Consider the following 23990-nt stretch of genomic DNA (forward strand, 5'->3'; position numbering starts at 1 on the left):
CGCATGAAAAAGTTGATCGGTAAGATGATGGTGAAAGATAAAGAACGCAGGCATGGGGGGACGGGGGGAATTTCCGGTTCCGGTGCCGACGCCGATGACAGATCTAAAGCTCCCGCCCTCCAGATCGATGAGGAAGGCAACGTTTTTGCCGCTCCGGAGATGGAGGAGAATACCCCATCGGGCACGGAGCTGAACGAAGGCGCCGGGGATACCGGGCATGAGGATCAGTTGAAAAGCCCGGCGAATGCCCCGGAAGAGACTCCGGAAAAAGAAGCGCCCGGACGGGAAAGGCAGGAACCGGCGCAAGGAACCGGAAAATCGGACGAATCCCGTCGTGAATCAGGGGACGGCGGAACCGCCGCCGGATTACGAGCCGGAACCCGCGAAGACCAATCAGGCGGCGCTGTCCGATCCGGTAAAGGGTCCGAAGCGAGAAAAGGCTTCCGGGCCGGACCGCGGTCCCGGGAAGAATCCCCGGGCCGTGAAAGCAGAAGCAAGGAGCAGGACCGTTCCGGGGGCATGCCGGAAGAAGAAGCTTTCGGGATCAAGAAGCTGTTGCGGGATGGGAACAAGGGTCCTATTCAAGCTTCTTTCTCCCGAAAGCGCTCGGCTGCGGATCAAGGCGGCGAAGAGCAGCCGGCGAACGCCGAAGGCCATGGCACCGCGGCAGACGTCAGACGCAGCGAGGGCACCGGGCAGCAGAAGCAGGCTTCCGGCGCCAGGGGGGATAAACAAGGCCAGAAGGGCAAAGGGCCGTCGAATGGCGATGCTTCCAAACCGGTGGACGACCCGATCCCGCTCTCGATGCAGGAAGTCAAGGATATGCTGGAAGAGCGTTCGGGCCTGGGGACATCGTTTGACCTTGTGCTGCGCGAGATGGTGTTCGGTTCGATCCGGGTCGGCTTTTACTACGTAAACGGGCTGGCCAAAGACCAGGTGCTCACGATGGTCCTGGACCGGCTAAGTTACGCGGACCACGCCGCGATGGAGAATAATCCGGCCGAGAGTCTCAAAGAGTATCTCATTCCGCACATCCAAGTGTCGCCGTATCAGACGATGAAAGAAGTCATCGGCCAAGTCATGACCGGGGCGACCGGCGTTTTTATCGAAGGCGAAAAGACGGCGCTCGTCGTCGACGCCAAAAACTTCCCCGTCCGTTCGACAGAAGAGCCTGACCTCGAAAGAGTCGTGCGCGGCTCAAGGGACGGATTCGTGGAAACGCTGATGACGAACGTGGCGCTTGTGAGAAGAAGGGTCCGCGACCCGAAGCTGCGGGTCGAAATTATGCAGGTGGGAAAGCGGACCAGCACCGATATCTGCATCGGCTATATCGACGATATCGCGAATCCGAAGCTGGTTGAGGCCATCCGTGACAAAGTCAAGAACGTGGATCTTGACGGAATTCCGCTGGCCGAGAAGCAGCTGGAGGAAGCGATCGTAGCGAAAGGCTGGAACCCCTATCCGCTGGTCCGGTACACGGAGAGGCCCGATGTGGCGTCCGCCCATCTGCTGGAGGGGCACGTTATCTTGATGTCCGACACTTCGCCGAGTGTCATGATCATGCCGTCGACGTTCTTCCATCATCTCCAGCATGCGGAAGAGTATCGGCAGCTTCCGATTATCGGTTCCTATCTGCGCTGGGTCCGTTTTCTGGGAATATTGGCTTCGCTGTTTCTTCTGCCGCTTTGGTACCTGATGGTATTAGAACCCGGTCTCAAACCGACCGGCCTGGAGTTTATCGGACCGCAAAATCCGGGCAAAATCCCGGTTCTCATCCAGTTTCTTCTGGCCGAACTCGGGATCGATCTGATGCGGATGGCGTCCGTCCATACGCCGACGCCTTTATCCGTTGCCATGGGGCTGGTCGCGGCTATTCTCATCGGAGACATTGCCGTTAAAACGGGGCTGTTCACGAATGAAATTATATTCTACATTTCAATCGCGACGATCGGCATGTTCGCCACCCCCAGCTATGAGCTGAGTTTAGCCAACCGGATCGTCCGGCTTATCCTTCTTTTTTCGGTGGCGCTCTTCAAAGTTCCGGGTTTCGTCATCGCAACTACGGTATGGCTGATATTCCTGTCCCTCCAGCGTTCGCACACGGCTCCATACATGTGGCCTTTCCTTCCGTTCAATGCGATGGGTCTGCTGAACATCTTGTTCCGTCTGCCGGTTCTAACGCACAAAACAAGGCTCAGCATCACGCGTTCCAAAGACGGAACCCGTCAGCCTGGACCCGAATGACGGCGCGTCCTATCCGGCTTGCCCACTTCCGTGAAAGTTGTATTGTCAGCTAAGTGACATTGTGTTACTTTAGTTAATAATGTAATGGAGAAACAAGACGGAAGCAGTCATGGATACGGATAACGAAGAGGGGAAACGGACGATGCATCTTCATGGAACAAGCCGAGTTAACGCTCTAGGCCATTTGGAAGTCGGCGGTGTGGATACCACGGAACTGGCCGCCCGCTATGGAACACCGTTATATGTTGTGGATGAGGCGCTCGTGCGCAGGCGCTGCCGCGAGTTTGTCGATGCTTTTCAGGCGTCCGGGTTAAAATTTCAGGTTGCTTACGCAAGCAAAGCATTCTGTGTCATGGCGATGTGCCGCATCGTAGCCGAAGAAGGACTATCCTTGGACGTCGTATCCGACGGGGAGCTGTTTACGGCGCTTCAGGCGGGTTTTCCTCCCGAGCGCATTCACTTCCACGGCAACAACAAGACGCCGGCCGAGATCGAAATGGCGCTTGACGCCGGAATCGGCTGTTTCGTCGTCGATAACTTCACGGAGCTCCGCATGCTGGATGCGATTGCGGGTTCGAAAGGCAAGCGCGTACCGATTCTGCTGAGAATAACACCGGGCGTCGAAGCCCATACGCACGAATATATTTCCACCGGCCAGATCGATTCGAAGTTCGGATTTGACCTCGGGAACGGGGCCGCTTTCGAAGCGGTCAAAGAATCCGCCGCGGCGAATCATCTGCTCCTGCTCGGCGTTCATTCCCATATCGGATCGCAAATTTTCGAGGTCGAAGGTTTCCGGGTGGCAGCCGAGAAGGTGGCCCAGTTCGCCTCGCAGGTAAGGGATGAGCTGAACGTGGTTTTCTCGGTCATCAACCTGGGCGGCGGCTTCGGAATCCGCTATGTGGACGGTGACACGCCTCTGCCGATGTCGACCTATGTCGAAGCGATCGCGGAAGCGGTCAAAACCCGCTTCGAGGCCGTTTCTTATCCGATGCCGGAGATCTGGATCGAACCGGGCCGGAGTATCGTCGGCGATGCCGGAACGACTTTGTACACCGTAGGAACGAACAAGGATATTCCCGGCGTTCGCAAATATGTTTCCGTAGACGGGGGCATGACGGATAATCCCCGTCCGGCCCTGTACCAGTCCCAGTACGAAGCGATGCTGGCGAACCGGGCTTCGGAACCGTCTCAGGAGACGGTCTCCATCGCGGGCAAGTGCTGCGAAAGCGGCGATATGCTGATCTGGGACGTGGAGCTTCCTCTCGTCGAGACGGGTGATATACTGGCCGTTGCCAGTACGGGAGCGTACAATTACTCCATGGCCAGCAACTACAACCGGATTCGCAGACCCGCCGTCGTTTTCGTAAAAGACGGAATGGCCGACATGGCGGTCAAACGGGAAACGTACGAAGATCTGGTCCGCAACGATGTCGTGCCGGAACGGATGAAACAAATTCAGCCGGTCCGCTGATTTTCATCCATAGACGGGCATGAGTCCCGATAACGGCCAAACAAGCCGGAGGACACCCTCCGGTTTGTTTTTTTACTCTATACGCTTGGCAAGTCCTGCCTGCAGCGCGGCGAAAGATAGTGAACGGTTCCCGTTAACAGACGGACGAACCTGACTCGTAAAAGTGACGCTTATTTGTACATCCCTCCAATATGGAGTACAATGAAAAAGATTGCTTTCACAATCATGTACCCCGCAATCCAAGCAGGAACCGATACATAAAAGGAGAGTGTCCCACATGGCAAAACAAGCGAAAATCACAATGGCAGGCGGCGGCGAAGTGCTGATCGACCTCTTTGAAAAGGATGCCCCGAACACAGTGGCAAACTTCGAGAAACTGGCTAATTCCGGTTTCTACAATGGACTCAATTTCCACCGCGTTATTCCGGGCTTCGTAGCCCAAGGCGGCTGTCCTCAAGGCACCGGCACCGGCGGTCCCGGATACACGATCGACTGCGAAATCAACCCGAACAAACATGAGCGCGGAACGCTTGCAATGGCTCACGCCGGACGCAACACAGGCGGCAGCCAGTTCTACATCTGCTACCAGCCGCAGCCTCATCTTGACGGCCAGCACACGGTTTTCGGCAAAGTAACCAAAGGCATGGAATATGTGGACGCGTTCAAAGGTCGCGACACGATGGAGAAAGTTGAAATCGTCGAAGTGTAATGAATGTATCCAAAAGCCCCTGGACAACCGCTGTAAGAAAGCGGCTGGTCAGGGGCTTTTCAGGATCAGGGCATCGCGGCGTATTTCCGCGTACGCAACATCCAGCAGAGAATCCACGCCGGCTTTACCGAGTTCGTCCCAGAGCCGCGCTTTATCCCATCCGCAGGCTGCCAATCCCTCATGGTGTACACGGCCGCGCACAATAACGGGGATCCCGTCAGAATGGCCATGATATAGGTTTGCGAAGTCGACGGCCGCCGTGTTTTTGGACGCCTTCAGGCCCTTTCGGGAAAAGTCTGTGTTCCTTTTCATTTATTCGGCTTCCCTTTCGTATAAGATGACCGCCCGGGTTTTCCGGGTACTTGCTTGAAGATCCGGAATGTTTGAATACCCCTCTGTCCTTCCGACGCAATTTCTGTTTATGTGCGGCACATAAGCATCCTTCTTTAATGTGAGACCCGTTTCGCTTTTGTTCCGCATGACATCCATAGGACAGACTTATCCAGCCTTTCCCCGATTCGGCCCTGCTTATACCGTTTTCCGACCGGACTAGTCAACTTGACACTTGCAATTTGGAAATGACAATGGTACTATTCAGTCAACAATCGAATAAGATTGAATCAATCCTTCGGGGCGGGGTGAAAGTCCCTACCGGCGGTGTTGCCGCAGTACCGGTTATCCGGTCTGCTGCTCAGTCCGTGACCCGGCTTGTCTGTTTTTTACGCGTTCGAACGCAGGACATTCCGGCTGACTTGGTGAGAGTCCGAGACCGACAGTTAAAGTCTGGATGGGAGAAGGAGAACGAAACGATTCAGTCTGCATACGCAGCTTTACCTGCATTCGCGCGGAAAGGGCTTTTTTAGGTACATACGCGGCCTGGGTTGGCCGGCTTATTTGTGCTCTAAAGTTCATAAACAGCGGCGAGACCGGACGGCGGGCCATCGAGGCCTTAGCTTGTGCTATCTTTTCACTGCCGTTATTTCCAATCTCGTCCTTTCTGCAAGCAAGATGCGAAATGTGTGGTAGCAGCACGCTTCTTTGGCATACCTGCCGGAGAATCCCGTATCCGTTCCCTTATTAAGGGGATCGGAGGTACTTTCCCGTACCCGCAGACTGGCTTCACGCGCGTTCTTGCTATTCCATAAAACCGCCCTTGTCCGAAACGGACAGGGGCTTTTTCAGGTTCAACATTTTGGCCGATGCTGGAGAGACTAAACCCAGAACGAACCAAGCCGGAAAGCTGCCGAGGCAGAAAAGAGGGAAGAGCCAATTCCCTTCCCGGAAAGGAGACCGCTCATGCTTCAACCTTTGCAGGACGAAAGTTACATGCGCCTGGCGCTGCAAATGGCCCAGGCGGCGCTCGGACAGACGGGCATCAATCCCGTCGTCGGCTGCGTCGTCGTCAAAGACGGCCGCATCGTCGGCATGGGCGCCCATCTGAAGCGGGGAGAGGGCCACGCGGAAGTGCACGCGCTGAAGATGGCCGGCCGCGAAGCGGAAGGTGCCACGGCTTACGTCACGCTGGAGCCGTGCAGCCATTACGGCAAGACGCCGCCATGCAGCGACCGGCTCATCGAGAGCGGCATCCGCCGGGTCGTCGTCGCGGCCGTAGACCCGAACCCGCTCGTGGCGGGATCGGGGATCGCGAGACTGCGGAGCCGGGGCATCGACGTGGAGGCCGGTCTGCTCGCGGACGAGGCGAACGCCTTGAACGAGGCGTTTGGCAAGTTCATCGTGACACGCCTGCCCTTCGTCACGATGAAATCCGCGAGCACGCTCGACGGCAAGATCGCCGCCAAAACCGGCGACAGCAAGTGGATCACCGGCGCGCCCGCCCGCGAGCTCGTCCACGCGATGCGGCACCGTCACGCCGCGATCATGGTCGGCATCGGCACGGTGCTTGCCGATGATCCCGAGCTGACCACCCGGCTGTCCGTGCCGGCGCTCCATCCGCTGCGAATCGTCGTCGATTCGCAGCTCCGGACGCCGTTGTCCGCGCGGGTGCTGCGGCAGCAGGATGAGCGGCCGACGCTCATCCTGACAACCGCCGACGCCGATCCCGCCAAGCGCGAAGCGCTTGAAGCCCTCGGCGCCGAAGTGTTGGCGTGCGGCAGCGGCCCGCACGTCGATCTTCCGCTCGCGATGCGGCTGCTGGGCGAGCGGGAGGTGCCCTCTGTCCTCCTGGAAGGCGGAGGACGGCTCAGCGGGGCGATGCTGGAGAACCGCCTGGTGGACAAGGCGGTGCTGTTTTTCGCCCCGAAATGGATCGGCGGCGGGCCGGAGGCGCCAGACAACGCGGCGTTCGCCGGATTCGGCCGCATGAGCGAGGCGATCCGGCTGGCGCGGATGACCGTCGAGACCGTCGGCGAAGACGTCTGTCTCACGGGTTACCCGCAGTACGCCGAGAAGGAGGGTTCATCATGTTTACCGGATTAATCGAAGAAATCGGCGTTATGCGCCGCATACACAAGCAGGGCCAGGCGATGGTCCTGACCCTCGGCGCACGCCTGGTGCTGGACGATGTAAAGCTCGGCGACAGTATAGCCGTCAACGGCGTCTGTCTGACCGTCGTCGCTTATGACAAGGAGACCTTTTCCGTCGATGTCATGCCGGAGACGTACCGCAAAACGAACCTGGCCTCGCTTCAGACGGGAGCACGCGTCAACCTGGAACGGGCCATGCCGGCGAACGGCCGTTTTGGCGGCCATCTCGTGCAGGGCCACGTGGACGGCACCGCCCGGATCCGGGCGAGAACGCCGGAGGAGAATGCGGTCGTCTACCGGCTGGAGCCGGACGACGATGCTGTCCTCCGCTACATGATTGCGGGCGGCTCCATCACGATCGACGGGATCTCGCTTACGCTTATAGACGTGACCGACAGCACGTTTGCCGTTTCGATCATTCCGCATACCCTGGCCCAAACGATTCTGCAGGACAAACAGCCCGGGGACAGCGTGAACATCGAATGCGACGTGCTTGGGAAATATATTGAAAAGCTGCTCCGCACGGGTCCGGGCGGGAAGACACATTCCCGCGGCGGACAGGGCGGGCTGACCGAGAAGTTTTTGGCGGAGAACGGATTTTTCTGACGGTAAGCCGAACGGTATTTTTTTGAAGGAGGGAACAAAATGACGGAGAGAGAAACCTATTCGTTTCATTCGATCGAAGAAGCGGTCAGCGACCTGGCCGCAGGGAAGGTCATTATCGTCGTGGACGACGAGGACCGCGAGAACGAAGGCGATTTCATCGCTCTGGCGGATAAAACGACGCCCGAGGTTATCAATTTCATGATCAAGGAAGGCCGCGGACTCGTCTGCGCACCGATCACGGAAGAACGGGCGCAGGAACTGGACCTGCCTCCCATGGTATCCCGCAATACGGATTATCACGGGACGGCTTTCACGGTGTCCGTCGATCATGCGGAAACGACGACAGGGATATCGGCCCACGAGCGCTCCCGGACGATCCGGGCCCTCATTGATCCGGAAGCGAAGCCGCTTCATTTCCGCAGGCCGGGGCACATATTTCCCCTGATTGCGAAAAAAGGCGGAGTCCTGCGCCGCGCGGGTCATACGGAAGCGGCCGTCGACCTGGCCCGCATGAGCGGCTCGTATCCCGCGGCGGTTATTTGCGAGGTGATCAAGGAAGACGGAACGATGGCCAGGGTCCCCGATCTGATGGAGGTTGCCCGCATTCACGGGCTGAAGATCATTACGATCAAAGACCTCATCCATTACCGGAGTGAAAAGGAAAACCTGGTCAAACGCGAAGTGGAGGCGAAGCTGCCGACGGATTTCGGCACGTTCCAGGCCATCGCGTATACAAACCAGCTGGATCAGAAGGAGCATGTCGCGCTTGTCAAAGGGAATATCGACGGCTCGGTCCCGACGCTGGTGCGGGTGCATTCCGAGTGTCTGACGGGAGATGTGTTCCACTCCCACCGCTGCGACTGCGGTCCCCAGCTCGCTGCCGCTCTGCAGCAGATAAACGATGAAGGAGCGGGCGTGCTGCTCTATATGCGCCAGGAAGGGCGCGGCATCGGACTGATCAACAAGCTTAAGGCCTACGTGCTGCAGGAAGAAGGCCTCGATACGGTCGAAGCGAACGTCAAGCTGGGATTCGCTCCCGATCTGCGCGACTACGGAGTAGGGGCCCAGATTCTGAAAGATCTCGGAATCCGGCAGATTCGCCTGCTTACGAACAATCCTCGCAAGATCAAGGGTTTGGAAGGCTATGGACTGGAGGTCGTCGAAAGAGTCGCGATCCAGATGCCGCATAATGAAGATAATGCCAGATATCTGCATACCAAGCAGGAAAAGCTCGGTCATTTGCTCCAATTTGATCCAAACTGATGGTTTTTTCTAAAAATCTCTTTTTATCTGCGTCATCAATTTGTATACTAGAAGGAGTCGGTTATTGTGGTAAAAAATTATGAAGGTCATCTGATTTCCCAAGGACAGAGATACGGCATCGTTGTGGGCCGTTTCAATGAATTTATTACGTCCAAGCTGCTGGGCGGAGCGCTCGACGCGCTAAAGCGCCACGGAGTGGAAGATACCGAAGTCGAAGTCGCCTGGGTACCGGGCGCATTCGAAATTCCTCTGATTGCACAAAAACTGGCGGAAACCGGCAAATATGACGCCGTCATTACGCTGGGTACCGTTATTCGCGGCTCCACGCCTCACTTTGATTATGTTTGCAACGAAGTGGCCAAAGGCGTTTCCGCCATTTCATTAAAAACGGGTGTTCCGGTTATTTTCGGAGTCCTGACGACCGACTCCATCGAACAGGCGGTTGAACGGGCCGGCACGAAAGCGGGCAACAAAGGCTGGGATGCCGCCGTTACCGCGATAGAAATGGCTAATCTTACGAAGCAGCTGCAGGGCTGACCGCGGTTTTTGAACTCGCGCCTCCCTACAGCGCTTGGCAAGCGATTCGGAGCCCCGGCCACTTAGGACGGGGATCTTTTTTTGGGAGAGCAGATTCATGAAAATGCTGTATAAACTTGAAGCGTTCGAAGGGCCGCTCGACCTGCTGCTTCACTTGATCGATAAGTCCGAGGTCGATATCTACAATATCCCGATCAAGGACATTACGGAGCAGTACATGGAATATGTCCAGGCTATGCACGAGCTGGAGCTGGAAGTGACGAGCGAATTTCTGGTCATGGCCGCCACACTGCTGGCGATCAAGAGCAAAATGCTGCTGCCGAAACCTCCGGTACTCGATCTGGACTTCGATTATTACGAAGAGGACGACTTCGATCCGCGGGCCGAACTCGTGCAGAAGCTGATCGAATACCGCAAGTACAAAGCGGTTGCCGATCTGCTGCGCGACAAGGAAGTGGAGCGGAGTCTTGTGTTTACGCGCGAGCCCGAGGACTTGACGCCCTACGTTCCCCAGGTGCAGGAGAATCCCGTTAAAGGGCTGGACGTCAATGACCTGATGCTGGCCTTCCAGCGGACGCTTCGGAAGATGGTGCACCGCAACCAGGTCACCAAAATCCGGCGGGACGAAATATCCGTGAAGGACCGGATTGTGGATCTGGTGGAGCTTCTGCGCAATAAAGGCGGGCGGCTCCTGTTCTCGAAGCTTTTTGAAAAGGAATGCAGCCGCGAGGAAATCGTGGTCACGTTTTTGGCATTATTGGAACTGATGAAGATGAAAAAGATTCAATGCTTTCAGCACCGGCTGTTTGAAGACATCGTCATTCAGGCCAAAGAGGGAGAGATGACGGATGGACTTTCAACAGATGAAATCGATTATTGAAGGGCTGCTTTTCGTGGCGGGAGACGAGGGCCTGGACAAGAAACAGCTCGCCGATATTCTGGAGACGGACGCGCACATCGTCACCGAGCTGGTCGAAGAGCTTCAGGAAGACCTGCGCAGCGGAGGCAGGGGGATCCAGATCACGAGGGTTGCCGGTGCCTATCAGATGACGACGGTTCCGGAGCATGCGCCTTATTTCGAACGGCTGGCCTATTCTCCTTCCCGTTCCTCTTTGTCGCAGGCCGCGCTTGAAACGTTGTCCATCATCGCTTACAAACAGCCGATCACACGGGTGGAGATCGAGGAAATCCGCGGGGTCAAATCCGAACGGGCCCTTCATACGCTTATGGCGAAGGAGCTCATTGTGGAAACGGGGCGCGCGGAAGCGATCGGACGGCCGATTTTATACGGGACGTCGAAGCCTTTCCTGGAATACTTCGGCCTCAGTTCGATCGACGATCTGCCGGAGTCGCCGGCTTTTGTCGGCGATTTCGATCTGGAGGAAGAGACGAAGCTTCTTTTTGACAAATTGAACGGGGACGAAACCGACCAGCTGACTTTCGAAGATTTGGGACGGGATCTGCTGGACGGGCTGGATGCCAAAAACGCCGGTTTGTCCGTGGACAACGGGGAGGACTTGACGCTCTTGGAAAATGACGGTGAGAAGCCCGCCTCTATTCCGGAACGGTACGAATTTACGTCATCGTCACCGAACGATTGGGCATTTCCAGAAGTGCCTGAACTGCCGGAACTGCCTGAAGGGCTTGCCAAAGATCCGGACGTACCTGACAAAGAATAAGCAAAAAGAGAAGCGTCTTGGCTTGCGGTATGCAAGCGGGGCGCTTTTTTTGGGTCGGGACCGAAGCCCGGGTCTCACAAAATGTTTGAATGATCTGGATGGAGCGGGTGATACTAGGAAGGTCGGTTTGCGGGAGGAGGGTACCTGTGTTAATCGGGGGAATCATAATCGCCATTGTGCTTGTTTTGGTCCTGGCGGCCGTCTTGGCCATGCTCAGCTCCGTTCAATTTACGTTTTACTGGAACCGGGTCGGGGAAAATGACGAAATGTACGTTCAGGTCCGCGCGCTGCACGGCTGGATTAAATACCGGTTTAATGTGCCGGCCATTCAGTTCAACAATCTGGTTGACGGACTGACGCTGAAAATCAACCAAGCCGATCAAAATAAGATGGATATCACTAAAAAAAGCAAAAGCAAAATCGATAAAGAATATATTCAGGCTTTTTACCGCGAAGGAAAAGACTTGCTGCGGCACACGCAAGGGCTAAACGCCTGGTTTAAACGGACCATGAGCGCCTTTCGCTGCACGGAGCTGAAATGGAGCACGGGAATCGGGGCCGGCGACGCGGTACAGACCGCTATTCTGTCCGGAACCGTATGGACTTTGAAATCGGCGGCTGTCGGGCTGCTGACGAAATATGTGCCGCTGTCCACCGTTCCGAAACTGGCTGTAAATCCGCAGTATAACCGCACCGCTTTTCAAATCGAGTTTGTGTGTGTCATTCAGGCTAAAGCGGCGGCAATCGGTCTTTCCGGATGCAGACTGATCTACAGGATTATCAGAACGCCCGGAGGATTGCGCGCCTGGTTCCGGCTCCTGCGTCAAGTCATTCCCGGAGACAGAACGCGCGCCAAAAGGCCGGAGCCGGCCGCGACGTAAAACCGGCACGGGCTTAGGGCGGTTTACATACGAAGATCATTCCCGGGGCAACCTATCGGATGCAGACCTAACACTCCTTCAAGCATGGAACTTCCGCTTTGAAGGAACCAAAGGAGGAGACTTCATTGACCGATCATCCGATTCAAGGGCTGATGAAAACAGCCATGGAAAACATCAAGCAAATGGTGGATGTGAACACCATTGTCGGCGATCCGGTAGAAACACCGGACGGCAGCGTCATTATGCCGATCAGTAAAGTCGGGTTCGGTTTCGCGGCAGGCGGCAGCGAATTCACGACGGAAACTCTTCCGGACGTGGGGAGCCGGGGCGGGCTTGAGAAAGCGGCCGTGGAAATGCCGTTCGGCGGCGGAAGCGGCGGCGGTGTCTCCATTACCCCGATCGCGTTTCTTGTCGTAGGCAAGCATGGCGTCAAGATTGTGCCGCTCGACAATCAGACTCATCTGATTGAGCGTCTGATCGACTCCGCTCCGCAAATCGTGGACCGTGTGCAGTCCATGATCAAGCAGGGCGGAAGCGCTTCGGGTCTTGGCGGTGCGGGTACTTCGAACATTAATATCGAAGCGGACACCATCAAAATGTAACTTCTTCTCCCCCCATGCGAAAAGCCCGGAATCGGATCAACCCGATTTCGGGCTTTTTTACCGTCTTGGCAGGGTAACGGATTTCCGTGGTCAGGGCAGAAAAATCATGTAGCGGAAATAGAGATACAGCTGCGAAATAAGAAGCGAAACGAGGGTAATGGGCGCTCCGATTTTAAGAAACTCCAAATAGCTGAATCCTTTGCCTTCTTTAGCGGCAATGCCGGCTACAATGACATTGGCGGAAGCGCCGATCAGAGTCCCGTTGCCTCCAAGGCACGCTCCAAGGGCCAGAGACCACCAGAGCGTGTTGATCTCCATGGAATCGGCAGGAAGCTGCATGTTCACGGCCATATCTTTAATAAGAGGGATCATGGTAGCGACGAAGGGGATGTTGTCGATGGTGGCTGATGCTATCCCCGATCCCCATAAAATAAGCGGAGCGGCGAGCCTCACGTCTCCTCCCGTAACGTTCAGCACCTGCAGAGCCAGACTTTTAATGATGCCGACTTCCTGCAAGGCTCCGACCAAGGCGAACAAACCGGCGAAGAAGAAAATGGTGACCCATTCGACGGAATCGAACGCCTCTTCAACTTCTTGTTCTTTTAATCCGAAAAGCATTAAAAGCACGGCGCCCGTGATGGCTACGACAGCCGCTTCCACATGAATGACGGAATGAAGCACGAATCCGATAATGGTCAGCCCGAGAATTATCAGCGATTTTTTCATGAGGACGGGATCTTGTATATAGGCTTTTTCGTCCAGCTTCATCAGTTTTTCTTTGTGTTCGGGGCTGGTTTTAAGCTGCTTTCTATAGATGACGCGCAGCATCGCCAGCGTTGCGATGAGGATGAGAACGGTCACCGGCGCGAGATTGCTCAGAAAAGCGTTAAACGTGAGATGGGGATTAGCCGACCCGATCATAATATTGGGCGGATCTCCGATCAGAGTAGCGGTCCCTCCGATATTGGAAGCGATGATTTCGGAAATGAGAAAAGGCACCGGGTTAATGTTCAGCATCCGGGTGATCGACAAGGTGACCGGTACGACCAGAAGCACGGTCGTCACGTTATCGAGCATGGCCGAACCGGCTGCGGTCAGAAGGGATAGGAAGATGAGAATGCGCATCGGGTCTCCCTTGGCCATTTTTGCCGCGCGTACGGCTACGTATTGGAACACGCCGGTCTTGTTGGTGATGCCGACAAGAATCATCATGCCCACCAATAGAGCGATGGTTCCCCATTCGATATATTCGGTGTACACCTTGTGGACGTCCACAATACCGCAGATGACCATAATGGCGGCCCCGAGTAGGGCGACGACGGCGCGGTTTTTCTTCTCCGATATAATGACGGCATACGTCGCCAGAAAAACGATAAGTGCGATCCAGACTTGAGTCATAGGGTGATCTCTCCTTCTTGTTAGCGGTTTACAAGCGATCCCGCATCCGTATTCGGGCGGATTTAGACTGCTGCGCGGGTGTCCGGCGGAACGGATGCGGAGGAAAAAAACGCAAAAAGGAGCCTGCGATGACAGGCTCCTCCGGTGATCTCCCTATTCACTTGCTTAGTGTTCTCGGCCGTTTCTTAAACAATCCTAAAGAAGTATACCGGAGTTCCGGGAATTTGTAAAGAACCGCCCGCACTCAGACAAGCGGGTCATAAGCGGACGGGTCAAGCATATACTTGTACAAAGTTCCCTGTTGGGAAGACAAGTCTTGACCCGGATGCGAGGGGCAATGGGAGGAAGGGCATATGAGCAAGCGGATGTGGGTATCCGGTATGCTGGCGTTTTTGTGCATGCTGAACCTGTTAGGCACAGCGGCCTTGGCGGCGGAACCCCCGGCGATAGGAACGAATGCGGAGGCCGCGGCCCTCGTCGACGTGAAATCGGGCAGAGTTCTTTACTCGAAGCGGGGAGACAGGCCGATGAGGATAGCGAGCCTGACTAAAATCATGACGGCGATCGTGGCCATCGAGGAGAGCAAGCTGACGGACATTGTCAAAGTGAGCACCCGCGCCGCCGGAAAGGAAGGCTCATCCTTGTACCTGAAGGCGGGGCAGGAAATGAGCCTGAAGCATATGCTCTACGGGCTTATGCTCCGTTCCGGCAACGATGCGGCGACAGCCATAGCCGAGCATGTAGGCGGCAGCGTGGAAGGTTTTGCCGTAATGATGAACCGGAAAGCCGAGCAGATCGGTCTCGATCACTCGAACTTTACCAACCCGTCGGGATTGGACGAAAGTGCCGATCATTATTCCAGCGCCGACGATTTGGCGAAGCTGGCGGCTTACAGTCTGAAAAATCCGACTTTCCAGGAAATTGTCCAGACGAAAATGATCAAAGTGCCGAACCCGAACGAATCGTGGGAATACACCTGGTTTAACAAAAACAAGATGCTGGGTCTTTTCGATGGGGCCGACGGGGTTAAAACCGGCTATACGAAGCTGGCCAAGCGGTGCCTGGTGTCATCGGCAACTCGGAACGGCCAGCAGCTTGTCGTCGTGACGCTTAACGACGGCGATGATTGGGCGGACCATACCAGACTGCTGGGGTGGGGATTTGAGCATTATCCGCTGGTTCCTCTGTTGCAAAAGGGCCAGGCGGTTGACGGAACGCCTTATGTGGCCGAGAGGGATTTCTCGTACCCGCTGCTCTCCGTGGAAAAAGAGCGCGTTACCGCCGAACCGGAGCCGTTCCCGCCGGACTCGCTGGACTCGCGTCTCGGCGAAAAAGGGGCTCTCCGGCTTAAGCTGGGTGACCGCCTGATCGGGACCGTACCGCTGGTGGATCCGGCAAGCCCGAGGCTGAAAGCGGCCGACAAGGCGGCATTCGGCTTTCAGGCTACCGATGCGGACATGAGCGTCTGGAACGCATGGAGTGTAACCTTGCGCAAAGCCATCCGGGCGATGTTTTCAACCGGCGTGTAAGTAAGTACAGGAAAGGAGGAAGGCACGATGGTGAATTGGATCTGGTTGTTTTTCATCGTAACCGGCTTTGCGGTTGCCGCAGTCCAGGGCAACGTGGAAGCCGTAACGCAGGCGGCCTTCGACGGCGCCAAAAGCGGCGTGACGGTCTGCTTCGGCCTGATCAGCGTGCTGGTCTTCTGGCTCGGCATGATGAGGATCGCCGAGGATGCCGGCCTGTTGTCCAAGCTGGCGGTCCTGCTTCGTCCGGTCGTCCGCTTCCTGTTTCCCAGCATTCCGAAGGATCATCCTGCGCTGGGATACATCATGTCCAACATGAGCGCGAACATCCTGGGGCTCGGCAATGCCGCTACTCCGATGGGAATTAAGGCGATGCAGGAGCTGCAGAAGCTGAATCCCCATAAGGATACGGCCAGCCCCGCCATGTGTACGCTCCTGGCTCTGAATACGGCCAGCATCACGCTCATTCCGACGACCTTGATCGCCATCCGGATGAATTACAATTCCATGAATCCGTCGGAAATCGTCGGGACGACACTGCTGGCTACGATCGTATCCACGGCCGCCGCGATCATCGTCGACCGCTGGTACAGGCGCAGGCTGCCGGCGAACCCCGCAGTGAAAGGATGAGCCGCTGATGTACGAATGGGTTAACGTGCTCTCGGCGTGGGCGATCCCGGTCCTTATCGTCTTCATTCCGCTGTATGCCGCCTACCGGAAAGTGCCCGTGTACGAATCTTTCACCGACGGTGCCAAGGAAGGCTTCGATACGGCGGTCAAAATCATTCCCCATCTCGTCGGCATGATGGTCGCGATCAGCGTGTTCCGGGCATCGGGGGCGCTGGAACTGACCCTCGGGTGGTTGAAGCCGCTGTTTCAGGCTCTCGGCGTCCCGTCGGAGGTGCTCCCGCTGGCTGTCCTGCGCCCCATTACGGGCGCGGGATCCCTTGCCTTTACGACCGATCTGATCGCCCAGTTCGGTCCGGATTCGCTCGTCGGCCGGATCGCTTCTACGGTCCAGGGCAGCACGGATACGACGCTGTACGTCATAACGGTGTACTTCGGGGCTATCGGCATCCGCAAAGCCGGCTACGCGCTCAAAGTCGGCCTGATCTCCGATGTCGTCGGATTCATCGCTTCCATCATCATATGTCTGCTCGTGTTCGCTACCTGAAGACCGCCCGGACCGGGCGGCTTCTTCGTTTTCCGGGGAAACCGTTCAGTCCGGCCTGTATTTTGGCAAAAAATGATTATTTTCCTCCGCTTAAGGGAACGATTAGCAGAAGAACCTTCCAAACTCACGCCGCCGATACAGCCCCTGATGTTGCCGTCTCATCCGTCAACGCCCGTCCATGAAAGACGGGAAGGGAGGCTCCAGCCCCGTATCCCCCGAAAAACATTTGCGGATTCGCCGGGAGAGAACTTGTGATTTCACGCAAGGATGGTTATCATTAGCTTTGAGGTGAACGTTGAGGATGGAGAGATTGCAGAAAGTGCTGGCCGAGGCGGGCATAGCTTCCCGCAGGAAAAGCGAGGAGCTGATCCTGGCCGGCCGTGTGAGCGTGAACGAAGAAGTCGTCACGCAGCTTGGCGTGAAAGTGAATCCCGCTGAGGATATGATAATGGTAGACGGACGGGCCATTAAGCAGCAGACGAAAGTGTACGTGATGCTGAACAAACCTAAAGGCGTTATTACGAGCGCCGCGGACCCGAAGGGCCGCAAAGTCGTAACCGATTACCTGCCGGGGATCAAGGAGCGCGTCTATCCGGTCGGCCGTCTTGATTACGATACGGAAGGGCTGCTGATTCTGACGAACGACGGGGAATTCGCCAACCTGATGATGCATCCGAGGCATCACGTGGCCAAGACGTACCATGCGACCGTCAAAGGCGTTGTGCACGGTTCCGTTCTCGACCGATTGAGAGCGGGCATCGAGCTGGAGGACGGCATGACCGCTCCCGCCGAGGTCGAATACGTCGATGTGCGCCCGGAGCAGAATGAGAGCGTTATTTCCATTACGATTTACGAAGGCCGGAACCGTCAGGTGAGAAGAATGTTTGATGCCGTATCTTTTCCGGTAGTCAAATTAAGACGGGTACAATACGGACCCTTATTGCTTGCCGGTCTTCCGAGAGCAAAGTACAGAGTCCTGCGCAATGACGAAATTAACAGCCTGCGCGATGCGGCCTTGCAGTCACATAAAATTCAAAAAGGCCGCTAAGCTTGGCCTTTTTTTTCGTTATAATTAGGATAGTTATGTCTTATTTTTGAGGGTGCTCGCTATGAAAAAGAACAAAAAATGGGTTCAGATTTTCATTTTAGGCCTTGTTCTTATCATCGGTGTATTTACGATCGTCAACAACCTAACATCCGCCGACGATAAAAAATATCCGGTCGAGGGCTCCAAAGCGCCGGACTTTACACTCACTGGACTCGATAACAAGTCCTACAAGCTTTCCGACTACAAAGGCAAAGGCGTCCTGATCAATTTCTGGGGAACCTTCTGTCCTCCCTGCAAGAAAGAAATGCCGGCTCTGCAGAAGCAGTACGACATTTGGAAAGACAAGAACGTGGAGTTCTTGGAGGTCAACTTGGACACGAGCCGCGTTACGGTTCAGAACTTCGTGGACCAGTACAATTTGAATCTGCCGATCCTGCTCGACAACGAGGAGAACGTACGGAAACAGTACGGGGTCGTGGAATATCCGACGACGTTCTTCGTCAAACCCGACGGGACGGTCATGAAGATCCATAAAGGCGAGATGGACGAGGCTTTTATCGCTGACACGCTGAAAAAGCTGACAGCCGGTACCGGCGGCGGCCAATAAGGTATCCATTCAACAGCATAGAGGGGGAATGCGGCGTGTTTCAGAACACGAAGTGCGATTGCGGGCACCAGAACCATGTAGGGACTCTGCTCTGCGAATCGTGCGGCAAGCCGCTGACCGAAGAAGCGTTTTCCAACGAACCGCTGGAAATGAAATATGATGGGGTCGCGCGTCGATCCCAGCGGGAAAATCCGTCCTGGCTCGACCGGGTCTGGAATTTCTTTTCATCGGTGAAGGTGGCCGTGACGATTATCGTCCTGACCTTGATCGGTTCTTCGCTTGGCACCATTTATCCGCAGGAAAGCAATTTTATTCAGGTAGACCCTGCCACTTACTATAAGAATACATACGGAACACTGGGCCATGTGTATTATTTGCTGGGCTTATCCCATACGTACGAATCGTGGTGGTTTAAGCTGCTTATTCTGATGATCGGGGCCTCGCTGGTCATCTGCAGCCTGGACCGCGTTCTTCCGCTGTACCGGGCTCTCTCCAAGCAGAAGATCCAGAAGCACCACAGCTTCCTGCTCCGCCAGAAGGTCTCTTACGACGGACGCATTCCGGAAGGAATCAGCGAAGAAGAGTGGACAGATCAAATGGCCCGCCAGCTCCGCAAAAAACATTACCGCGTACATACGGACGGAGCCGCGCTTCTTGCCGAGAAGTACCGGTTCAGCCGCTGGGGACCTTACGTGCTTCATATCGGCCTCATTATTTTTCTGCTGGCCGTGCTGATGCGCAGTTTCCCGGGCTGGCAGATGGATGAATATATGGGGCTTCGCGAAGGGGAGATCAAGAAAATTCCCGATACGTCGCTCTATATCAAGAATGAGAAATTCACCATCGATTTTTACAAGCCGGAAGAAATGACCGAAGAGTTTAAAAAAAGGGAACGGGCCGTCCCGAAAATTTATGAAACCGAAGCCGTGATCTACACCTGTAAAGCGGACTGCGACACTCCCGGCAAAAAACCGGAGCTGCAGGAAGTGCACCGGCAAAAAATTATCGTGAACGAACCGCTCGATTACAAAGGCCTTCTCGCTTTTCAATACGATTATAAGGAAGCGCCGCTGCTCATTTCGGTCAAGCCTACGCTGACGAACAAACAGACGGGCGAATCTTACGGAAGCTTCGAGCTTCCGATGAAGGATCCTCAGGATACGTACCAGGCAGGCCCTTACAAGCTGTCGCTGAAGGGATATTTCCCGGAATTCGGCCTGGACGACAAAGGGGAGCCTATTACGAAATCGAATGAAGCGAAAGCGCCTGCATTTATTTTTCAGATCACGGGGCCGGGGCTTTCTCCAAACGGGGAGCCTTACATCTATTTCCCGAGACAAATAGACAAGCAGGAGTTCCGCCAGGACGAAATTAACGGATCAATAGGCGCTAAATTCGACTTATCTGTCGGATCGATGGAAAACGTCACGTTTTCCTCCTATACCTCTTACCTGAATATCCGGACGGACCGTGCGCTTCCCTATATCTGGATCGGGGCCGCGATCGGAATGATCGGTCTCATCATGGGCTTCTACTGGCAGCACCGCCGAGTATGGCTCCGGATCGACGACGGACGGCTCGTACTCGGCGCGCACACGAACAAGAACTGGTTCGGCGTCCGCAAGGAAGTAGCTGCCTCACTGAACAAAACAGGCATTACGGTGGATCAGAAAACGCTTGAAAAAGGAGGGAAAGCTACATGAATTGGTTAAATTTCAGCGGGAACGCGCTGCTGGTTTCATTTGTTATCTACTGTGTGGCTTTTCTGGTGTTTGTACTTTCAATCGCCGGTAAAACATGGAGCAACCGGGATCCCGAAGTTCATGCGCGCAAATGGGGCAGAGCCGCTTACGGCCTGTCCGTTTTGGGCCTTGTGTCCCAGCTTCTTTATTTCTTCACCCGCTGGTACGGGGGCGGACACATTCCGACCAGCAACATGTTCGAGTTTATGACGATGCTCGGTATGATGATCATGATTGCCTTTATTATCGTATACGCCATCTATCGTACCCCGGTTCTCGGGGTATTTGCTCTGCCGGTCGTCGTGCTCATCATTGCGTACGCGGCCGTCTTCCCGAACGAAGTCCAGCCGCTGATTCCGGCGCTGCAGAGCTACTGGCTTAAAATCCACGTAACGACCGCGGCTGCGGGTGAAGCATTCTTCGCCGTAGGCTTTGCCGCGGGTTTAATGTATTTGATTCGGACGGTGAATTTTCAGGGGAAAACGGCCTCCGACCGCAAGGAACAAAGAGGGGTGGAATTCACCCTGCTCATTATTTTTATGCTGATCGCTTTTATCGCTTCCGTCTTCACATTCAATGCCGCAGGCTATGAAGCCAAGTTCGTCAAAGAACAAATCGTGGCCAAAGAAGACGGCACCCAGCAAAAAGTAAGCCAGACCGTCACTTATGTGCTGCCGCCTATCGTGGCTCCGTACCAGACGACGCTCGAATCAATGGACACATTCCTCGGCATGGACAAGCCGCTCTTCACGGCGCCTTCCTGGATGAGCGGTGAAAATGCCGGCCGGAAGTTCAATACCGTGATCTGGACGGTTCTGATCGGCGTCCTTCTGTATACGCTGCTCAGACTGATTCTGCGCAAGCCGATCGGGCAGGCGATTTCACCTATTATGAAAGGCATGGACCCGGAGGACCTTGACGAGATCGGATACCGTTCCATCGCTATCGGCTACCCGATTTTTACGCTCGGCGCCCTCATCTTCGCGATGATCTGGGCTCATAAAGCATGGGGCCGATTCTGGGGCTGGGATCCGAAGGAAGTATGGGCATTGATCGTCTGGCTCTTCTATGCGGTATTCCTGCATCTCCGTCTTTCCCGCGGCTGGCAGGGCAAACGTTCCGCATGGCTGGCCGTAATCGGCTTTATCGTGGTTATGTTTACGCTAGTCGGGGTAAACTTGGTCATCGCTGGCCTGCATTCCTATTCGGGTGTATAATTTTAGCAAATCATTTACTACAATCGTTTATGGACGGAAGGGATTGTGAACGTCATGGAACAGAGATTGAATATTCTGGTTGTAGACGATGAAGAACGGATCAGACGTCTGCTTCGGATGTACCTGGAGAAAGAGGGCTACGGTATCGAGGAAGCCGAAGACGGCGAAACGGCCCTGACGCTGGCGACCGAGCGCGATTTCGATCTGATTCTGCTCGATCTGATGCTGCCGGGGATTGACGGGACGGAAGTTTGCGCCCGTCTGCGCCAAGTGAAGTCCACGCCGGTGATTATGCTGACCGCGAAAGGCGAAGAAACGAATCGCGTTCACGGGTTCGAAGTCGGTGCCGACGATTACGTCGTGAAACCGTTCAGTCCGCGCGAGGTGATTTACCGGGTCAAGGCGATCCTGCGGCGTTCGTCCGCTACGGCTTTTCTGTCCAAGGATGCGAATTCGAGCAACAACATCGTATTTCCGCACCTGGTTATCGAGCACGACGCTCACCGCGTAACGGCAGGCGGCCAGGAAGTCGCTCTGACGCCCAAAGAGTACGAGCTGCTCCATTATCTGGCCGTATCGCCGGATAAGGTATTTTCGCGGGAAGAGCTGCTCAAAGATGTCTGGAATTACGAATTTTTCGGGGATTTGCGTACGGTCGATACTCATGTGAAAAGATTGCGCGAAAAACTCAACAAAGTATCGCCAGAAGCGGCTGCGATGATTACGACGGTCTGGGGCGTAGGCTACAAGCTAGAGGTGCCGAAGTAACGTGTTTAGCCTGCGCAGCGTAGTCGGCAAGCTGTGGCTGACAATTATCGGTCTTGTGGCGGTTATTCTGATCACGCTCGGCGTGTTTCTCGTGCAGTCGCTGGAACAATATTTTTCCCAGTCCGAGGATCAGGTTCACAATCTGAAACAGCTTGCGGGCGATTATTCGAACGGAGCCGCCCTTCATCTGCAGGACGAAGAGTTTTACAGGATGGCCAATCAGCTCCTGGAACTTCAGGATGCGCGCATGATTGCGCTGGATAAAGATCTGAAAGAATTGAATCCGTCGGTCGAGGGCAAAAACCAGGAGCTTCTCCGGTTCAAAGCGGCCGACTTTTTTTCGGAGGCGGAGCTGAAATCCGTCTTGAACGGTCAGATGCTGGAGAAGCGAATCCCCTACAACAAGCAGGGTAAAATCAACCAGCGCAACGATTATATCGCCGTGGCCGTGCCGCTCTATCACACGCCGGACGGAGGGGTTAAAGATACGCAGGGCGCTATTGTCCTGTATCAATCCCTGAAATCCCTGGAAGCTACCCAGTGGGACGTATTCCGGCTGTTCGTAATCGTTTCGATTATCGGCTTCCTGATGACGACCGTGTTCGCGTTCTTCCTGTTCTACCGGATTACGCGGCCGCTGCTTCAGCTCAAAGATGCGGCTGGCAGAATCTCCCGGGGAGAATACGGCACAAAGGTTCCGATTCTTTCTTCCGACGAGATCGGGGAGCTCGCCAAATCGTTCAACGTGATGGGAGAAGAGCTTCAAGAGAACGTGAAAGCCCTGCGGCACGAAAAAGAGAACCTCTCCAGCGTTCTCCGGAGCATGACCGACGCGGTCATGACGTTCGATGCCGGCGGCAAAGTCATTGTGACGAACCCGCAGGGGGACAAGATCATCCAGGAGTGGGAAGAACTCTCCTGGAACCCGGACGGGCCGCCCGTCAACGGCGGCGTTCCGGCAGCGCTTCCTCTGCCGCTTGACCGACATATTCCCGCTCCGCTGCAGCCCATGTTCCATCAAGTGGTGACGGAGGCGCGGGAGCAGACCGACAAGCTTCACGTCGAGAACGAGGTCTGGTCCGTCGCGATGACGCCGCTGCATTCGCGCGACGGGGTACGCGGCGCCGTCGCCGTGCTCCGCGACGTGACGGAGGAGTTCCGGCTCGACAAGCTGCGCAAGGACTTCGTCGCGAACGTTTCGCACGAACTGCGCACGCCGTTGTCGATGGTGCAGGGCTACAGCGAGGCGCTGCTGGACGACATCGCCGGGTCCCCCGAGGAGCGCAAGGAGCTCGCTCAGGTCATCTATGACGAAGCGCTGCGGATGGGCCGCCTCGTCCGGGATCTTCTCGATCTGGCCCGCATGGAAGCGGGGCATCTCGAGATGAACTTCAACAGGACCGATATCGGCGGGCTCGTGAAACGGATGCACCGCAAATTTACGGTCCTGGCGAGGGAGAAGGACATCCGCCTGAATTTCGAGCTCCCGCAAGGGGAGCTGGTTTGTACGGCGGATGAGGACCGGCTGGAGCAGGTGCTCACCAACCTGCTCGACAACGCCTTCCGGCATACGCCGGGCGGGAAGACGATTACGATTAAGGCGGAGCCTTACGCGTACAAGTCTTCTCCCGGCTGCAAGCTGGAAGTGACGGACGAAGGCCAGGGGATTCCGGCCGAAGATGTCCCTTACGTGTTCGAGCGCTTCTATAAAGCGGACAAAGCCCGGACACGGGGAGCGACCGGCGGCACGGGCCTCGGACTGGCCATCGTCAAGAACATCGTGGACGCCCATCAGGGAACGATCACGATGCGCAGCAAGCTGGGGCAGGGGACGACGTTTACCATCGTCCTGCCGTGCAAAGAGTGCTAAGGCTCGCACGGCCCCTTTAGTCCCCGTAACGTTTCTAACGACGAAGAGGGGATATTAGAGCCGACATCGGGAGCGGAGCCAACAAACCGTAAAAGGCTCCGGACGGCTTCGGCCCGAGCTCTGCAAGAATACATGCAAAAGGCGGAAAGCCTGCTGAGTCAT

21 protein-coding genes, 1 pseudogene and 1 riboswitch are annotated in these 23990 nt (G+C 55.7%); of the genes and pseudogenes, 20 read left to right on the plus strand and 2 right to left on the minus strand.

Annotated features, from left to right (window positions below; all coding sequences use genetic code 11):
* Positions 1 to 3 precede the first annotated feature (3 nt).
* From HMPREF1207_RS22120 to HMPREF1207_RS22130, 3 genes are all read left to right on the plus strand, one after another.
* A complete protein-coding gene (locus HMPREF1207_RS22120) occupies positions 4 to 2244 on the plus strand; it encodes a spore germination protein (RefSeq protein WP_009674427.1) in 2241 nt (746 codons plus the stop codon).
* A 142-nt stretch (positions 2245 to 2386) separates the two neighbouring features.
* On the plus strand, positions 2387 to 3718 hold the full coding sequence (lysA, locus tag HMPREF1207_RS22125) for a diaminopimelate decarboxylase (protein ID WP_170318674.1): 1332 nt from the start codon (positions 2387 to 2389) through the stop codon (positions 3716 to 3718).
* A 277-nt stretch (positions 3719 to 3995) separates the two neighbouring features.
* The gene (locus tag HMPREF1207_RS22130; RefSeq protein WP_009674443.1) at positions 3996 to 4427 is read left to right on the plus strand and encodes a peptidylprolyl isomerase; all 432 of its coding nucleotides are present in this window, start codon (positions 3996 to 3998) and stop codon (positions 4425 to 4427) included.
* 48 nt (positions 4428 to 4475) lie between these two features.
* Here the strand turns inward: HMPREF1207_RS22130 and HMPREF1207_RS22135 are convergent, their stop codons facing one another.
* A complete protein-coding gene (locus tag HMPREF1207_RS22135; protein WP_016423991.1) occupies positions 4476 to 4739 on the minus strand; it encodes a hypothetical protein in 264 nt (87 codons plus the stop codon).
* A 308-nt stretch (positions 4740 to 5047) separates the two neighbouring features.
* A riboswitch (FMN riboswitch) is annotated at positions 5048 to 5230 on the plus strand.
* A gap of 493 nt (positions 5231 to 5723) precedes the next feature.
* On the opposite strand from HMPREF1207_RS22135, the gene ribD reads away from it, so the two are divergent.
* The 8 genes and pseudogenes from ribD (at position 5724) to ytfJ (ending at position 12478) form a co-directional block, all read left to right on the plus strand.
* A complete protein-coding gene (ribD, locus tag HMPREF1207_RS22145) occupies positions 5724 to 6863 on the plus strand; it encodes a bifunctional diaminohydroxyphosphoribosylaminopyrimidine deaminase/5-amino-6-(5-phosphoribosylamino)uracil reductase RibD (RefSeq protein ID WP_009674410.1) in 1140 nt (379 codons plus the stop codon).
* Entirely contained in the window at positions 6848 to 7516 is a 669-nt protein-coding gene (ribE, locus tag HMPREF1207_RS22150) for a riboflavin synthase (RefSeq protein ID WP_009674389.1), read from the plus strand. The genes ribD and ribE overlap by 16 nt, the downstream gene beginning before the upstream one ends.
* A gap of 39 nt (positions 7517 to 7555) precedes the next feature.
* A complete protein-coding gene (locus tag HMPREF1207_RS22155; protein WP_009674405.1) occupies positions 7556 to 8779 on the plus strand; it encodes a bifunctional 3,4-dihydroxy-2-butanone-4-phosphate synthase/GTP cyclohydrolase II in 1224 nt (407 codons plus the stop codon).
* Between the two features lie 66 nt (positions 8780 to 8845).
* A complete protein-coding gene (gene ribH / locus HMPREF1207_RS22160; RefSeq protein WP_009674421.1) occupies positions 8846 to 9316 on the plus strand; it encodes a 6,7-dimethyl-8-ribityllumazine synthase in 471 nt (156 codons plus the stop codon).
* A 97-nt stretch (positions 9317 to 9413) separates the two neighbouring features.
* Positions 9414 to 10196 (plus strand): segregation and condensation protein A, encoded by a 783-nt coding sequence (locus HMPREF1207_RS22165; RefSeq protein WP_009674406.1) that lies wholly within the window; start codon positions 9414 to 9416, stop codon positions 10194 to 10196.
* A pseudogene (scpB, locus tag HMPREF1207_RS22170) lies at positions 10165 to 10767 on the plus strand (SMC-Scp complex subunit ScpB); the annotation flags it as partial. The gene HMPREF1207_RS22165 and the pseudogene scpB, both read left to right, overlap by 32 nt.
* Positions 10768 to 11141: 374 nt before the next feature.
* Positions 11142 to 11876, plus strand: coding sequence for a DUF2953 domain-containing protein (locus HMPREF1207_RS22175; protein ID WP_009674392.1), 735 nt, complete (start codon positions 11142 to 11144; stop codon positions 11874 to 11876).
* Positions 11877 to 12001: 125 nt separating this feature from the next.
* Entirely contained in the window at positions 12002 to 12478 is a 477-nt protein-coding gene (ytfJ, locus tag HMPREF1207_RS22180; protein ID WP_009674430.1) for a GerW family sporulation protein, read from the plus strand.
* A 90-nt stretch (positions 12479 to 12568) separates the two neighbouring features.
* On the opposite strand, the gene HMPREF1207_RS22185 is transcribed toward ytfJ, so the two are convergent.
* Positions 12569 to 13876, minus strand: coding sequence for an ArsB/NhaD family transporter (locus tag HMPREF1207_RS22185; protein ID WP_009674437.1), 1308 nt, complete (start codon positions 13874 to 13876; stop codon positions 12569 to 12571).
* Positions 13877 to 14229: 353 nt separating this feature from the next.
* Here HMPREF1207_RS22185 and HMPREF1207_RS22190 point away from each other — a divergent pair, with 353 nt between their 5' ends.
* The 9 genes from HMPREF1207_RS22190 (at position 14230) to HMPREF1207_RS22230 (ending at position 23828) form a co-directional block, all read left to right on the plus strand.
* Entirely contained in the window at positions 14230 to 15405 is a 1176-nt protein-coding gene (locus HMPREF1207_RS22190) for a D-alanyl-D-alanine carboxypeptidase family protein (protein ID WP_009674436.1), read from the plus strand.
* Between the two features lie 27 nt (positions 15406 to 15432).
* The gene (locus HMPREF1207_RS22195; protein ID WP_009674409.1) at positions 15433 to 16032 is read left to right on the plus strand and encodes a nucleoside recognition domain-containing protein; all 600 of its coding nucleotides are present in this window, start codon (positions 15433 to 15435) and stop codon (positions 16030 to 16032) included.
* A 7-nt stretch (positions 16033 to 16039) separates the two neighbouring features.
* Entirely contained in the window at positions 16040 to 16576 is a 537-nt protein-coding gene (locus HMPREF1207_RS22200) for a spore maturation protein (protein ID WP_009674402.1), read from the plus strand.
* Between the two features lie 301 nt (positions 16577 to 16877).
* On the plus strand, positions 16878 to 17624 hold the full coding sequence (locus HMPREF1207_RS22205; protein WP_009674383.1) for a pseudouridine synthase: 747 nt from the start codon (positions 16878 to 16880) through the stop codon (positions 17622 to 17624).
* A gap of 61 nt (positions 17625 to 17685) precedes the next feature.
* Positions 17686 to 18231 (plus strand): thiol-disulfide oxidoreductase ResA, encoded by a 546-nt coding sequence (resA, locus tag HMPREF1207_RS22210; protein ID WP_009674448.1) that lies wholly within the window; start codon positions 17686 to 17688, stop codon positions 18229 to 18231.
* 35 nt (positions 18232 to 18266) lie between these two features.
* Positions 18267 to 19934 (plus strand): cytochrome c biogenesis protein ResB, encoded by a 1668-nt coding sequence (resB, locus tag HMPREF1207_RS22215; RefSeq protein WP_009674425.1) that lies wholly within the window; start codon positions 18267 to 18269, stop codon positions 19932 to 19934.
* The gene (ccsB, locus tag HMPREF1207_RS22220; protein ID WP_009674408.1) at positions 19931 to 21190 is read left to right on the plus strand and encodes a c-type cytochrome biogenesis protein CcsB; all 1260 of its coding nucleotides are present in this window, start codon (positions 19931 to 19933) and stop codon (positions 21188 to 21190) included. Before resB ends, ccsB begins: the two co-directional genes overlap by 4 nt.
* A 54-nt stretch (positions 21191 to 21244) precedes the next feature.
* Complete coding sequence (locus tag HMPREF1207_RS22225) at positions 21245 to 21958, plus strand: response regulator transcription factor (RefSeq protein WP_016423993.1); 714 nt, start codon at positions 21245 to 21247, stop codon at positions 21956 to 21958.
* A gap of 1 nt (position 21959) precedes the next feature.
* The gene (locus HMPREF1207_RS22230) at positions 21960 to 23828 is read left to right on the plus strand and encodes a sensor histidine kinase (RefSeq protein WP_009674433.1); all 1869 of its coding nucleotides are present in this window, start codon (positions 21960 to 21962) and stop codon (positions 23826 to 23828) included.
* Positions 23829 to 23990 lie beyond the last annotated feature (162 nt).

The sequence above is a fragment of the Paenibacillus sp. HGH0039 genome (genome assembly GCF_000411255.1).
Lineage (GTDB): Bacteria > Bacillota > Bacilli > Paenibacillales > NBRC-103111 > Paenibacillus_F.